At 56.3% G+C, this 12,622-nt stretch carries 10 protein-coding genes; 5 read left to right on the top strand and 5 right to left on the bottom strand.

Annotation, left to right across the window (positions count from 1 at the left end):
- Position 1: 1 nt before the first annotated feature.
- Genes ubiE through GSQ62_RS07085 form a run of 3 tightly spaced genes read left to right on the top strand, consistent with a single transcriptional unit; the run spans position 2 to position 2,200 of the window.
- The gene (ubiE, locus tag GSQ62_RS07095) at positions 2 to 724 is read left to right on the top strand and encodes a bifunctional demethylmenaquinone methyltransferase/2-methoxy-6-polyprenyl-1,4-benzoquinol methylase UbiE (RefSeq protein ID WP_161888859.1); all 723 of its coding nucleotides are present in this window, start codon (positions 2 to 4) and stop codon (positions 722 to 724) included.
- Entirely contained in the window at positions 673 to 1,443 is a 771-nt protein-coding gene (porT, locus tag GSQ62_RS07090) for a type IX secretion/gliding motility protein PorT/SprT (RefSeq protein ID WP_161888858.1), read from the top strand. Before ubiE ends, porT begins: the two co-directional genes overlap by 52 nt.
- A 4-nt stretch (positions 1,444 to 1,447) precedes the next feature.
- Positions 1,448 to 2,200 (top strand): SDR family NAD(P)-dependent oxidoreductase, encoded by a 753-nt coding sequence (locus tag GSQ62_RS07085; RefSeq protein WP_161888857.1) that lies wholly within the window; start codon positions 1,448 to 1,450, stop codon positions 2,198 to 2,200.
- A gap of 453 nt (positions 2,201 to 2,653) precedes the next feature.
- Here the strand turns inward: GSQ62_RS07085 and GSQ62_RS07080 are convergent, their stop codons facing one another.
- From GSQ62_RS07080 to typA, 5 genes are all read right to left on the bottom strand, one after another.
- Positions 2,654 to 4,246 carry a hypothetical protein gene (locus tag GSQ62_RS07080; RefSeq protein WP_161888856.1) on the bottom strand — a complete coding sequence of 531 codons (1,593 nt, stop codon included), beginning with the start codon at positions 4,244 to 4,246 and terminating at the stop codon, positions 2,654 to 2,656.
- Between the two features lie 233 nt (positions 4,247 to 4,479).
- The gene (locus GSQ62_RS07075) at positions 4,480 to 5,565 is read right to left on the bottom strand and encodes a PepSY-associated TM helix domain-containing protein (protein ID WP_161888855.1); all 1,086 of its coding nucleotides are present in this window, start codon (positions 5,563 to 5,565) and stop codon (positions 4,480 to 4,482) included.
- 4 nt (positions 5,566 to 5,569) lie between these two features.
- The gene (locus tag GSQ62_RS07070) at positions 5,570 to 7,909 is read right to left on the bottom strand and encodes a TonB-dependent receptor (RefSeq protein ID WP_161888854.1); all 2,340 of its coding nucleotides are present in this window, start codon (positions 7,907 to 7,909) and stop codon (positions 5,570 to 5,572) included.
- Positions 7,910 to 8,082: 173 nt separating this feature from the next.
- Entirely contained in the window at positions 8,083 to 9,300 is a 1,218-nt protein-coding gene (locus tag GSQ62_RS07065) for an OmpA family protein (RefSeq protein WP_161888853.1), read from the bottom strand.
- Between the two features lie 208 nt (positions 9,301 to 9,508).
- Entirely contained in the window at positions 9,509 to 11,314 is a 1,806-nt protein-coding gene (typA, locus tag GSQ62_RS07060) for a translational GTPase TypA (RefSeq protein WP_161888852.1), read from the bottom strand.
- A 213-nt stretch (positions 11,315 to 11,527) separates the two neighbouring features.
- On the opposite strand from typA, the gene msrB reads away from it, so the two are divergent.
- Together msrB and GSQ62_RS07050 are read left to right on the top strand one after the other, a co-directional pair.
- Positions 11,528 to 12,055 (top strand): peptide-methionine (R)-S-oxide reductase MsrB, encoded by a 528-nt coding sequence (gene msrB, locus GSQ62_RS07055; RefSeq protein WP_202621856.1) that lies wholly within the window; start codon positions 11,528 to 11,530, stop codon positions 12,053 to 12,055.
- Between the two features lie 184 nt (positions 12,056 to 12,239).
- A complete protein-coding gene (locus GSQ62_RS07050) occupies positions 12,240 to 12,506 on the top strand; it encodes a hypothetical protein (protein ID WP_237587050.1) in 267 nt (88 codons plus the stop codon).
- The last annotated feature ends 116 nt before the right edge of the window (positions 12,507 to 12,622 follow it).

Below are 12,622 nucleotides of genomic sequence, written 5' to 3'. Positions count from 1 at the left end.
CATGGCGGTAGTCCCTTACAAAGACCAGAGCGGCGATAAAAAGTCGCAGGTGGCCACAATGTTTAACAACATCGCCGGCAAGTACGATTTTCTGAACCACTTCCTGAGCGCGGGCATTGACATTATCTGGCGCAGGAAAGCAGTGCGCCTGCTGGCCCCTGAGAAACCGAAACTGGTACTGGACATTGCCACCGGCACCGCCGACTTCGCCATCGAGACGCTGCGCCTGAACCCGGATAAAATCGTAGGGGTGGATATCTCGGAAGGGATGCTGGCCGTAGGGCGGGAGAAGCTGGCCAGGAAAGGCCTCTCAGACAAGATTGAGCTGCAGTATGGGGACTCGGAGAACCTGCCGTTTGAAGAGAACAGCTTCGATGCCATTACCGTGGCTTTCGGGGTGCGCAACTTCGAGAATCTGGAGAAGGGCCTGGCGGAGATGTACCGGGTGCTGAGGCCGGGCGGCACGGCAGTGGTGCTGGAGTTTTCGAAGCCCCGCAGCTTCCCGATGAAACAGCTTTACCAATTTTATTTCAGGAATATACTACCAGTGGTAGGCAAGATCGTTTCTAAGGACAATGCTGCCTATACCTACCTGCCCGAGTCGGTGCAGGCGTTCCCGGACGGGCAGAATTTTCTCAACATATACCAGAAAGTCGGATTCAGAAGCACGCGATGGCATTCACTCACATTTGGAATCAGCTCTATCTATATAGGCAAAAAATAACGCTGGCGGGGTTGCTGGCGCTGGCGCTGCTGGGCAGCCACACCGCATCGGCCCAGCAGAAAATCCGGGTCATGAACAAGCCCGAATACGATTACAGGCCGGTGCATTACGGCTTTTACCTGTCCGTGCCGCTCACCCGGTACAATGTGCAGCACTCCCAGGCCTATGCCGACCAGCTGGCCGACGGGAATGATGATGCCGTGAACGCCAAGAGCGACCTGGGCTTTTACACGGGCCTGGTGCTGAACGTGCGCCTGGCAGAATACCTGGATGCCCGCTTTGTGCCCGGTGTTGGCTTCTACGGCCGCACACTGGTGTTCTCCAACGTGGAGACCACCTCGCTGGAAACGGAGCCCTCGATGAAGGAGACGGTGAGCAACACGATGATAGAGCTGCCCTTGCTGCTGAAGTACAAGTCAAAGCGCAGGTCCAACTTCAGGCCTTACTTGGTGGCGGGCATAAAGGCAAGCCTGGACCTGGGAAAGGGAAACAACGGGAAAACGCAGGAGGAAATAGCGCTGCAGGTGGATGATTACGACCTGGCCCTGGAATACGGCATCGGGTTGGATATATTTTACCCTTACTTCAAGTTTGCCCCGGAGCTGCGTTTCTCCCATGGCCTGGTGAACGTACACAAGCCCGTGAGCGGCAGCACGTACAGCGGCTATATCCAGAAGCTCACCAACCACAATGTCTCATTGATTTTCTTTTTCGAATAGCGCCATGTCAAAAATTGCATTCGTAACAGGGGCTACCTCGGGCATAGGGCGGGCCACTGCATTTGAGCTTGCCAGCAAAGGTTTCCGCATTATTGCCACCGGCCGCCGCGCCGACCGCCTCGAAGAGCTGAAGCAGGAGTTAACGGATGTGCCCCTATATACCCTGACGTTTGATGTGCGCGACAAACGGGCCGTGCAGCAAGCCGTGGACTCGCTGCCTGCCGAATGGCGGCAGGTGGAGGTGCTGGTGAACAATGCTGGCAACGCCCATGGCATGGCGCCTATCCAGAGCGGCTCGGTGGAGGATTGGGATGCCATGATCGACATCAACGTGAAGGGCCTGCTGTATGTAAGCCGAGCTGTCCTGCCCCTGATGCTGCCGCACAAAAAAGGCCATATCGTGAACATCGGCTCTATTGCGGGCAAGGAAGTGTACCCGAACGGGAATGTGTACTGTGCCTCCAAGTTTGCCGTGGACGCCCTCACGCAGGGCATGCGCATCGACCTGGTGCAGGAGGGCATCCGGGTGTCGGAGGTGAATCCGGGGCTGGTGGAGACAGAGTTCTCGGAGGTGCGCTTCAAAGGCGATAAGGCCCGTGCGGCATCGGTGTACAAAGGCTTGGAGGCGCTGCAGGCGCAGGATATAGCCGAACTGATAGCCTTTATCGTGACGAGGCCGGCACATGTGAATATTGCGGAGGTACTGGTGCTGCCCACGGCGCAGGCTTCCGCCACGGTCGTACACCGGCAGCAGTAGGCGCTGTTTCCGTAGAACTCCCATACCTTTGCCTTGTGCCATAATGCAGCCGCTACGCTATCCGTATATATGGCTGGCCCGCGCAGTTTATGTAACGTGAACTCGGGAATTACTCTGCCCGCACTGCTCTCTACAGTTCATCCCTCTGTCTTAGTTTCCTTCAAGTTCCATGGCTGGCAATGGTGCTCTCAGGCCGAGAGGCCTCGTTTTCCCCTTCAGCACTGTGTAGCGGAAGCTGCCGGGGGTAGGGGCCCTCTATTGGCTCTGCTCAGGCTGCCACTACCGTGGCACCGCAACATCTATAAGGTGCCTCGGGTGAAAACTGGAAACAGTTTTGCTCTTAGCCAGTGAGAGTGCTGTTGTAATAATTTAAAAATCAGACTATTACATTTAATTAGTTCCCGAGTTCACGTTTTATGTAAGACTCGTGAGGGGTAGCCTATATATAGCGCATCAGAAGCCTTCCCGGTCGAAGGCGTGCACGCGGACATCGCTGGTGCGCTTGTCTTTGGTCTCTGGCCCGGGCTCCAGTTCCGTGCCGCGCTTGGTGTCATAAACCCAGGTTTTCTTGCCGCCGTTGGCAACCCTGGAGGAGTCCTTTATCTCGTCTTCCCCGCGGCCGCCCACTATCTTCACTTTGATGCCTTCTTTCACCTCTCCGCTTACTTTAAATTCATCGTCCCCGGCCAGGCCATAGAGGGATATAAGCTCGGTTTCGTCGCGGAAGAAAACGCGGTGATAGGTCACCATGTCGTCTGATTTGCGCCGCACGGTCACCTCCGTCTCCTTGTCATTCAGGCGCTTTACCTCAAACTCCTCCTCCTGGTCAGTGCCCACCACCAGCACGTCTTTGGCCAGTATCTCATAGAAGTCTTCTGCCGCTTCGTCCAGGGCGTTGCGGCGGTTGATGAGTTTCCGCTTCGTGATTTCCCCCACCAGTTCATATACCGAGTCCGGATACTGCTGCACCGCTTTCGCTATCACCTCGTCGGTGATGGCGGTCTGCAGCTCTTTCGCCAGCGAGTCGAACTGCTGCCGCGTTAGCTCGGAGAGTGCGCGTTTGTCTATGAACTCCGAGTTGATGGTAAGCGCATACACGTCGTTGAATTCATCATCGAAGGACTCAAACTTGCGGATGGCCCAGTTGCGGCTGAAAATCCAGGGGATGATGCCGTCCTGGAAGCGGTAGTAGGCGTTGTCGCGGTCTTTGGGGATAGGACGGTAGATGCGGTTGCCGTTTTCCTCGTACTGTGCCCACTCCCACTGCCCCTCGTGGCGGTCCCAGTCGTGGATGAGGAGGTCGAAGAGGCGGGCTTTGCCGAAGGCCAACTGGTCAATGAAAACATCGTCTTCTTCGTAGCGGTTGTTCAGCACCGTGCCTGATCCGTCTATGTCCTGGGCATCGCCCAGCAGGGGCGTGATGGTGTTCTTGTCGTCAAACTTCTCTTCCAGCATATATAAACGGTCGCTGAAGCGCGCGGTGTTTTCCCCGAAACTGCTGTCGGCTGGGGCCACGTAGAACAGCCGCGGGGTGGAGTGCGGGATGCCCGCCGCCTCGGCCATGGGCGGTATGGTGAGGGAGGCATAGGGGTTGATGGCCGAAATCTGGTCGCGCAGCACGTTGGCCACAAAGGTCTTTCGCCACACCTTGGGCACCACGCTGACGGGGTCTTTGTCGACGGAGCGGAGGGCGTAGGTGAAGCCGGTGGAATCGGAGAGCGTCATGCTGGTGGTCTGGAAGCCTCCGCCCAGATCCTCGAACTCCAGGCCGCCATATACCGTGTCCAGATCCAGCACAGGCACCTTGACAGGCGCACTCCAGATGGGGCGGTTGTGCGTTCCCCAGAACAGGCGGTGCAGGAAGCCGCGCTTGTAGTGCTTGCCGGCTTTCACTACCACGCTGTCAACCGTTTCGGGGGCAGTTTGTAACTTTTCGTACACAGCGGGGTCCACAACGGGGGTCTTGGCGAAGAAGTTTTTCCGGGCGCAGCCGGCAGAGAGAAGGAGGAGTAGCACAAGCAAGCCTGGCAAAAGGCGTATTTTCATACAGGGTCACGATATTTTGTCTCTATCTAACGTAAATCCGCTGTAATGTTTTCACGCAGCCGCGACGGCGCATTTCAGGTGAGGGGAGGCGGGCGATATGGAAAAGCTCTGCGTCAGGAGAGAGGAAGCTGTGGAGAGCGGCGGAACATCTATAGCCCAATGCGCGTCGCAATTTCCATTCATATATGGCCTTTGCCGAGGGTATATAAAGGAATGTTTTTAACCGACAGCTTTCATGCTTTTGCCAGCAGCTTTTTTACCGGCGGTTGTTTCCGGCGGTAGCGCCAGAGCAGGAAGCCTGTGATAGACAAAATGCCGGGCATCAGGCCGCCGATGCAGTACAGGATCTTCACGAATAGTCCGGCGTAGTCGCCGAAGTGCAGGGGGTGCAGGACGGTGAGCAGGCGCTCGTGCCAGGGGTGCTCCCGCAGAAAGTCTGTGCTTTCTATCTCCCCGGTTTTATAGTTTACCAGCACCGTGCTATAGATGGCGCCATAGTAAACCGGGTCGGTCCGGAAGCGGCCCCGGAACTGCAGCGTCCCCTCCTCACTCACCGGAAACCGCGCGTATGTGACTTCGAAGCCGGGGTATGTCGTCTCTATCTCCTGGATGGCCGCATCAATGGATACCGGCACCGCAGGCACCTGTATGGCGGCCGTGCCTCCTTTAAGGGCGGCATTCACCACCGTTACCGCCAGCGAGATACCCGTTACGCACATCAGCAGGTTAAACACCAGCGCCCACACGCCCACCACCCGGTGCAGGCTCGAGAACAGGCTGCGCCGGCTTTTGCGGGAGATGGTTTGCCGGAACGAGATGACTTTCAGGATGGACCTCCGGTAGAGCAGGAAGCCCGTGACGGTGAGCAGCAGCAGCGCCACCCCCGTCAGCAGCACGGCTATTTTACCGGCAGTGCCCGAAAGCAGGTTGTAGTGCAGGTTGAGCAATATATAAACAAGGCGGTTGTGGGCCTGTGGCACCGTCGCAATGGATGCCCCGGTTTCGGGATGCACGAACAGCCACCGCCGGAGTTGCCCCTGGCGCAGTTCATATAGCAGGGCCTCGTCGGGCGCATCCGGCAGGGCCATGATGCGGATGTCCCAGCCGGGGTTTTGCTGGCGCACCCATTCAAAAGAACTGTCTATGTGCAGTGCGCGGGCGGGCGTGCCCAGTTGTGACTCCTCCGCATATATGGCTGCATCGATGTCGTCATGGAAAACGAGCACTGCCCCTGAAAGGCTGCTAACCAGGATGAAAATCCCGGCCAGCAGCCCGCACCAGTGGTGCAGGGAGAAGGTCCGCTTTGTCCGCTTCTCCAAGATACTACCACTTATAGGAGGCTCCTATCTGGAACCGCGCCCCATTAGCCCTGGTGAAGTTATCGTCGCGGCCGTACCAGTAGGCCTGCGGCAGGTAATAGGCGTTGTCCAGCAGGTTCTCCACGCCCAGCGTCAGGTTCAGTTTGTCAGACAGCTGGTACGTGCTGCTCAGGTTCACGAGGTGGAAAGAGCTCACGGGGCCCTCGCCGGAGTTGTAGCCGCCCTTGGCGTTGCGCCCGAAGTGGTCCCGCTCACCGGAGTATATCCACTGCAGGTTCAGGTTGAGTCGCTCCACAGGCTTCAGGTTGATATAGGATATGATTTTCAGCGGCGGGATGCGCGTGCCGTTCAGGTAGCTGTCCTCCTTATCGTCATACTCGTCGTTGTCGTTCAGGTCTGTCTTGCCTTCGGTGTAAGCGCCGCTGGCCCCGATTGTTAGCTTATCCGTCAGGAACAGGTCGGCTACCGCCTCGAAGCCCTGTACCCGCTCCGGCGCGCGCTCAATGGCATACACGCCGTCTTCATTTGCTTTCAGGTTAGCGCCCAGCCTGGAGGTGCTGATGAAGTAGGCTCCGCTGAAGGCCAGTTTCCCGAACCTGCTGTGGAAGCCCGCCTCATAGTTGTTCACAATCACGGGCTCAATGTCCATCTGGGAGATATAATCTTCGGTGGCGCCGCGCACATAGCGGCCCACGTCAATGATAGAGAAGCCCTGGGAGTAGCTGATGAAAGGTTTGAAGGCCTCGATGCCTGCGTAGCGGATGCCTGCGTTAAAGGTGTGGGCATTGAAATCAAGCGTGCCGCCTGTTACCGCGTCGCCGCCCGCGCCGCTGCTCAGCACCAGCTGGGTAAAATCTGGTATGGAGATGTTCACGTTGTCGAAGCGGTAGCCGGCTTTGAAGATGAAATCATGGTACAGGTTCAGCTGCAGCTGTGCGTAGGGTGCCAGGTTATTCAGCTCCATCTCAGGCACCCAGGTGCGGCCATCCACAAGGGGCTGCGAGGTCACGTCGTTCAGGTAATCGGCCCCATAGGTGAGATTCAGCTGCGCATCCGGACTTATATCGAACGGGGTGTTCAGGTTCAGGCGGATGCCTTTTTTGTTGGAGAGAATCGTGGACTGGCCGCCATTCTCAAAGTAGGGTGTCCAGCCATATACTGTGTAGAAGCTCTGCAGGTAAGCGCTCAGTTCGAGGTCGGTGTTGAGGAACAGGTTTTTGCCGGTGTAGCGCAACTGCGCGTTGTGGTTGTAGCGCGTGCCCTCGTCAATGCCCTGTGTTTCGCCTTTCACGCCGATGCTGGGCGTTTCTGCATATTTCCCCTCCTGCAGTATATAATCCGAGTCCTGGCGGCTGCCGAAGTAATTGTACATGGCCTCCACGCGGTGGTTGGCGCTTAGCGTGTAGCCGACCTTGGCAAAGCCGTTGTACATCTTCGTTTCGCCCAGGCCATATACCGGCGAAATCACCTGGCCCTTGCCGTCTTTCAAAACACCCGTCTTCTCGTAGGTGCCGCTGGCCACATAATCGAACGCCTTGATTTTGCCGGAGAACTGCTGCGAAATGCGGCCGCCGAAGGTGTCGTCGCTGTGGAGCAGCATGCCGGTACCGGCAACGGAGGTGTAGGCGCTGAAGGGCTTGCTGGTGTTGGCTTGCTTGGTGATGTAGTTGATGAGGCCGCCGTCTGCCCCGTTGCCATATACGGCGGTGGCGCCTTTCACAATCTCCACGCGCTCAATGGCGGCGGGGTCGATGGTGCGGATGTCGCGGCCACCGGCGCGCAGCGGGGTAGACTGCGGAATGCCGTCCACCATCACCAGCACGTTGCGTCCGCGCAGCGTCTGGCCCACGTTGCTGGTGGTGTTGCTGTTGAAGCCGAGCCCCGGTACGGTGTTGGCGAGGACGGTGGCGATATTGGGCGAGACCTGCGCCTGCAGCTGCAGCGTGCGCGAGTCGAGCACATAGACGGAGGCTGGCGTTTCATCCAGGGTTTCGAGGTTGCGGCTGGCAGAAACGATTACTTCCTGCAGGGCGTTCTGGCGCTGGCTCAGCGAGAAATCCAGCGTGGCGTCGCTGTTGGTCAGGTCCACTTCCTGCTGCAGCGTGCCGTAGCCAACGCCTCCCACACGCAATGTATATATACCCGGCGCAACACCTGTAATCTCGAAATAACCGTCTGTATTGGTGTTGGTGCCGAGCACAGTGCCCTCCAGCGCTACCGTGAGCAGCTCCAGCGGCTTGCCGCCCTTGTCTGTAACAGTGCCTGACACGCTCCTGGTTTGAGCCTGTGCGAGCGTGAGCGCGGTGAAAAAAGAGAAGAGGAGCGGCAGTACAAGCTTTTGCATTAGTATATAAACTATTTAGAATGATTCTATACAGCGCAAAAGTAGGCGATGCAGCAACGCAAACCAAGCGCTATTTAAAATTCTTCTAAATAATGGAACTAATGACATGCAAACGCAAAAACCCGGCAACTGCCGGGTTTTTGAAAGAATGCTATAAATGCTATATATAGAAGCTACAGCTTCACGAACTCCACGCGCCTGTTATTCGACTTGGCCTCTACTGTGGCACCTTTATCCAGCGGCTTAGACTCGCCCCAGCCTTTGGAGGCGAGGCGCTCGGCGGTAATGCCCTGGCTCACCAAGTAGGCTTTCACGGCATCGGCCCTTTCTTGGCTGAGTTTCATGTTTGCGTTGTCATCCCCGTCGCTGTCGGTGTGGCCCTCTACGCTGAACTTAAGCGCGGGCTGCTCCTGCAGCAATTTCGCGATGCTGTTCAGGGTGCCGATGGACTCGGGCTTGATAGAAGCCTTGTTCACATCGAACTTGATTCCGTAGGAGACAATCTTGCCGTTGGCCATCACCTGGTCATACAGTTTCTTGCCCCCCTCGGCGATAAGCACATTCTTGATCATGCTGTTGGCTTCGATGCGCTTGTCTATGGCTATTTTTAGCCCGGTGGGCGTGCCTTTGAGGTTTGGGATGTTGATGAGCCGGTACTGGTCGAGGTACACTTTCATGCTGCGCTTGTTGAACGCGATGGCCACGTGGCGCCACTGGTCCTTGGTTCCTGCCGCATCCAACTCAGCCGACACAGATCCGAATGTTTTGAATCTGACGGCGTTGGACCTGATGTCAATCGGGTCCCAGAATTCTCCGTGCAGACTTTCATTGTAGTTGTTTGTCTCCTCTATCAGGTACACCTCGTAAGCCACATTGGGGTTGTCGCTGTCGAAATACACGTCAAACTCGATGGTGAAAGTTTCAGGAACCCAATTTTTGTTTTTCATCAACGGCATAATCTCCGTGCCTGTCTGCACCAGGTTGATAACGGGTTCACCGCCAAAAGAGGCCACTTCCGCATTGCCGTCGTTCAAACCCCAGCGGGACGGGAACTCTCCGTTTTCCTCGCCGGAGAGGTTATCGGCGAACAGCACTTTGTCGCCGGCCACAAAGTCGTACTTCGTCCACGCCTTTTTCTTTGCCTCGTCGGTGGTGGCTGTGCTGCCTCCCGGGGCATTGCCCGCCCCTTCACCGGCATCCCCCTCTGCCGCGCCAGCGGTAGACTCTTTCGCAGGAGCCTCCAGGGCAGTATCGATTGTTTTATCAACCTGCTGGTCTATCTTCTGGTTGATTTTGTTCTGTAACTTTTTACCAATGTTGAGTTGGGCAAAGGCGGGTGCTGTCATCAGCAGGAGGAAAGCCCACAGCAAGACTGCGTAATTCTTTTTCATGGCTACATGCTTTGATGAGCTACAAAGGAATGTAAATAGCCAGAATAATTATAAACAATATATAAATAGTTATTAAAGAGGTAGCAAAGGTGGGTGAATATATGGCTAACGTTGGTGTATGGTCCTGATACATAGTGCCTGCAGTAAAAAGGAAGCCCAGCCATATAGCAATGGCCGGGCTTCCTGTAGTTACTTTATTTTGGTCTGCCTATGCGTCTGATCTTGACATGCGGTTGCGCTCGTTCTCGTCGAGGTAAATCTTGCGCATGCGGATGCTCTTGGGCGTTACCTCCAGGTACTCGTCCTTCTGGATGTACTCCATGGCTTCCTCCAGCGAGAAGTTTTTGGCCGGGGCAATCTTTACGTTGTCATCAGAGCCGGAGGCACGCATGTTCGTCAGCTTCTTGCCCTTCTGAATGTTCACAGTGATGTCGTTCTGGCGGCTGTGCTCCCCGATTACCTGGCCCATATATACGTCCACGCCCGGATCGACGAAGAACACGCCGCGGTCCTGCAGTTTGTCGATGGAGTAAGCCGTGCCGGGGCCCGTTTCCATGGAGATGATAGAGCCGTTGTTACGGCCCGGGATGCTGCCTTTGAACGGCTCGTACTGCAGGAAGCGGTGATTCATGATCGCCTCACCGGCAGTGGCCGTCAGCACGTTGTTTCGCAAACCGATCAGGCCACGGGCCGGGATGTTGAACTCCAGGTGCTGCAGGTCGCCTTTCGGCTCCATGATCGTCAGTTCGCCTTTGCGCTGGGTCACCAGTTCAATCACCTTACCGGCAGTTTCCTCCGGCACATCCACCACCAGGTGCTCTATCGGCTCGTGGCGCTCGCCGTCAATTTCTTTGAAGATTACCTGCGGCTGGCCCACCTGCAGCTCATATCCCTCGCGGCGCATGGTCTCTATCAGCACCGACAAGTGCAGAATGCCGCGGCCAAACACCAGGAAGGTATCCTCGCGGTCGGTCTCCTGCACACGCAGCGCCAGGTTCTTCTCCGTCTCCTTGAACAGGCGGTCGCGCAGGTGGCGCGAAGTCACGAACTTGCCCTCCTTGCCGAAGAAAGGAGAATTGTTGATCGTGAAGAGCATGTTCATGGTCGGCTCGTCGATGGAGATGCGGGTGAGCGGCTCCGGATTTTCGGCATCCGCAATGGTGTCGCCTATATCGAATCCCTCTATCCCGGTTACGGCGCATATCTCACCGGCAGACACTTCCTGCACGGCTTTTTTGCCAAGGCCCTCGAATATCTGCAGCTCCTTGATACGGCCTTTCTTGATGCTGCCGTCTGCCTTGCACAGGCTGATGGGCATGCCTTCTTTCAGGGTGCCACGGTGTACGCGGCCTATCGCGATGCGACCCACGAAGGAAGAATAATCCAGAGAGGTGATCTGCATTTGCGGGCTTCCCTCCCGGTAAGGGGCAGCCGGAATCACGTCGATGATGGCGTCCAGCAGCGGGGTGATGTTGTCGGTCGGCTTTGTCCAGTCGGTGCTCATCCAGCCCTGCTTGGAAGAGCCGTACAGCGTCACGAAATCAAGCTGCTCCTCGGTCGCGTCCAGGTTGAACATCAGGTCGAACACCTGCTCGTGTACCTCGTCGGGGCGGCAGTTCTCTTTGTCCACCTTGTTCACCACCACAATCGGCTTCAGGCCCAACTGGATGGCTTTGCCCAGCACGAAACGCGTCTGAGGCATGGCGCCTTCAAAGGCATCCACCAGCAGGAGCACGCCATCGGCCATCTTCAGCACGCGCTCTACCTCACCGCCGAAGTCGGCGTGTCCGGGAGTGTCTATGATGTTGATTTTAACGTCTTTGTAACGAACCGACACGTTCTTGGAAACGATGGTGATACCCCGCTCCCGCTCCAGGTCGTTGTTGTCCAGAATAAGGTCGTCGAAATGCTGGTGCTCCGAGAAAAGCTTGGAAGCATGAATGATTTTATCCACGAGGGTAGTCTTGCCGTGGTCAACGTGTGCGATAATCGCAATATTTCGAATGTTCTGCATTGAATTGGTTTTTCGAGCCGCAAAATTACTAAAAAGCGTTCACACTTTAAGTATGCCGCTCGAAATAAACGGGTTATGGGTGTAAAATAAATTGCCGGTGCCCGCAAAGGCGTCGGTAAGGGGGCAAACATAAGTGGCTCGGAGTTTGTTTCTTAAGGTGTAATAAATTTCACCGGCAAGGCCAATTGTGCCCTTGCCTCGTACAAAATCTATATGAAAGCATTGTATTTGATTTTACTGACCGGCGTGCTGCACCTGGGGGCCTGCGCACAGCCGGAAACCACAGCCGCTACGGGCAACGAGCCCCTGCCGGATGCGGTGGTGCAGGAACTGAATGAACTGGCGCTGGGCGACACCGTCGTGAAAACGGAGGAAGAGTGGCGGCGGCAGCTCACCCCGGAGCAGTACTATGTGCTGCGGGAGGAGGGCACCGAGCCAGCCTTCGACAACGCGTACAACGACAACAAGAAGCGCGGCATTTATAACTGCGCGGCCTGCGGCAATCCGATGTTCACGTCCGCGACCAAGTTTGACTCCGGCACCGGCTGGCCAAGCTTTTATGCCCCCATATCCGGGAAGCGGGTGAAGGAGGTGGAGGACCGCGCGATGGGCATGGTGCGGACGGAGGTGGAGTGTGCCCGGTGCGGCTCCCATATCGGCCACGTGTTCCCGGACGGCCCCGAGCCGACGGGCCTGCGCTACTGCCTCAACTCGGCTGCCCTCGATTTTGTGAAGAAATAGCGGTGGAGGCTGCTGCCCGCAGAGGCGGGATGTTGATTGCTGATTGTTGGATTGTTGGATTGTTGATTTGAGGAGGGTGTGTTTATATATGGCCAATCATTTAGCCCTTTAACAATCAACAACCAGCAACCAACAATCATACAGCGGCAGCCGTACTTTACCTCAGACCAAAAGAGATAGAGAGATGGTAGAATTACATTCAGAAGCCGATAACGTAGAAAATACCGCACAGTGCATCATAGAGGCCTTCCGGGAGATGGACGTGCGGGAGGGGAACGTGCTGCCCTACGACCAACTGTACCCCTACCTGCAGGAGCACTATCCGAGGTATAAGGACGTGCAGAAGGAGGCGGAGCACCACCTCACCAAAGAAGGCATCGTAAACCCTGCCCCGGATGGCCTGATGCTGACGCAGGTAGGGCATAAGCGTATATATGATGCGGAGGAATAACGGATTTAAGAAAAGCTAATTGGTGGCAGTGTTACAGCTTCCCTATATAAACAGGAAAGGCAGAACCCATAGGATTCTGCCTTTCCTGTTTATATAGGGATTGGGTCTGGCATCTC

Origin of the sequence: Pontibacter russatus (genome assembly GCF_009931655.1) — a bacterium.
GTDB lineage: Bacteria > Bacteroidota > Bacteroidia > Cytophagales > Hymenobacteraceae > Pontibacter > Pontibacter russatus.
The sequence above is the reverse complement of the archived record's forward strand: the minus strand, read 5'-3'. Positions and strand labels throughout refer to the sequence as shown.

Bases quoted from the DNA above. Each gene is read 5' to 3' on its own strand.
- GSQ62_RS07080 (WP_161888856.1), bottom strand. From the start codon at position 4,246: ATGAAAATACGCCTTTTGCCAGGCTTGCTTGTGCTACTCCTCCTTCTC.
- typA (WP_161888852.1), bottom strand. From the start codon at position 11,314: ATGCAGAACATTCGAAATATTGCGATTATCGCACACGTTGACCACGGC.
- porT (WP_161888858.1), top strand. From the start codon at position 673: ATGGCATTCACTCACATTTGGAATCAGCTCTATCTATATAGGCAAAAA.
- GSQ62_RS07050 (WP_237587050.1), top strand. From the start codon at position 12,240: ATGGTAGAATTACATTCAGAAGCCGATAACGTAGAAAATACCGCACAG.
- GSQ62_RS07065 (WP_161888853.1), bottom strand. From the start codon at position 9,300: ATGAAAAAGAATTACGCAGTCTTGCTGTGGGCTTTCCTCCTGCTGATG.
- msrB (WP_202621856.1), top strand. From the start codon at position 11,528: ATGAAAGCATTGTATTTGATTTTACTGACCGGCGTGCTGCACCTGGGG.
- GSQ62_RS07085 (WP_161888857.1), top strand. From the start codon at position 1,448: ATGTCAAAAATTGCATTCGTAACAGGGGCTACCTCGGGCATAGGGCGG.
- ubiE (WP_161888859.1), top strand. From the start codon at position 2: ATGGCGGTAGTCCCTTACAAAGACCAGAGCGGCGATAAAAAGTCGCAG.
- GSQ62_RS07070 (WP_161888854.1), bottom strand. From the start codon at position 7,909: ATGCAAAAGCTTGTACTGCCGCTCCTCTTCTCTTTTTTCACCGCGCTC.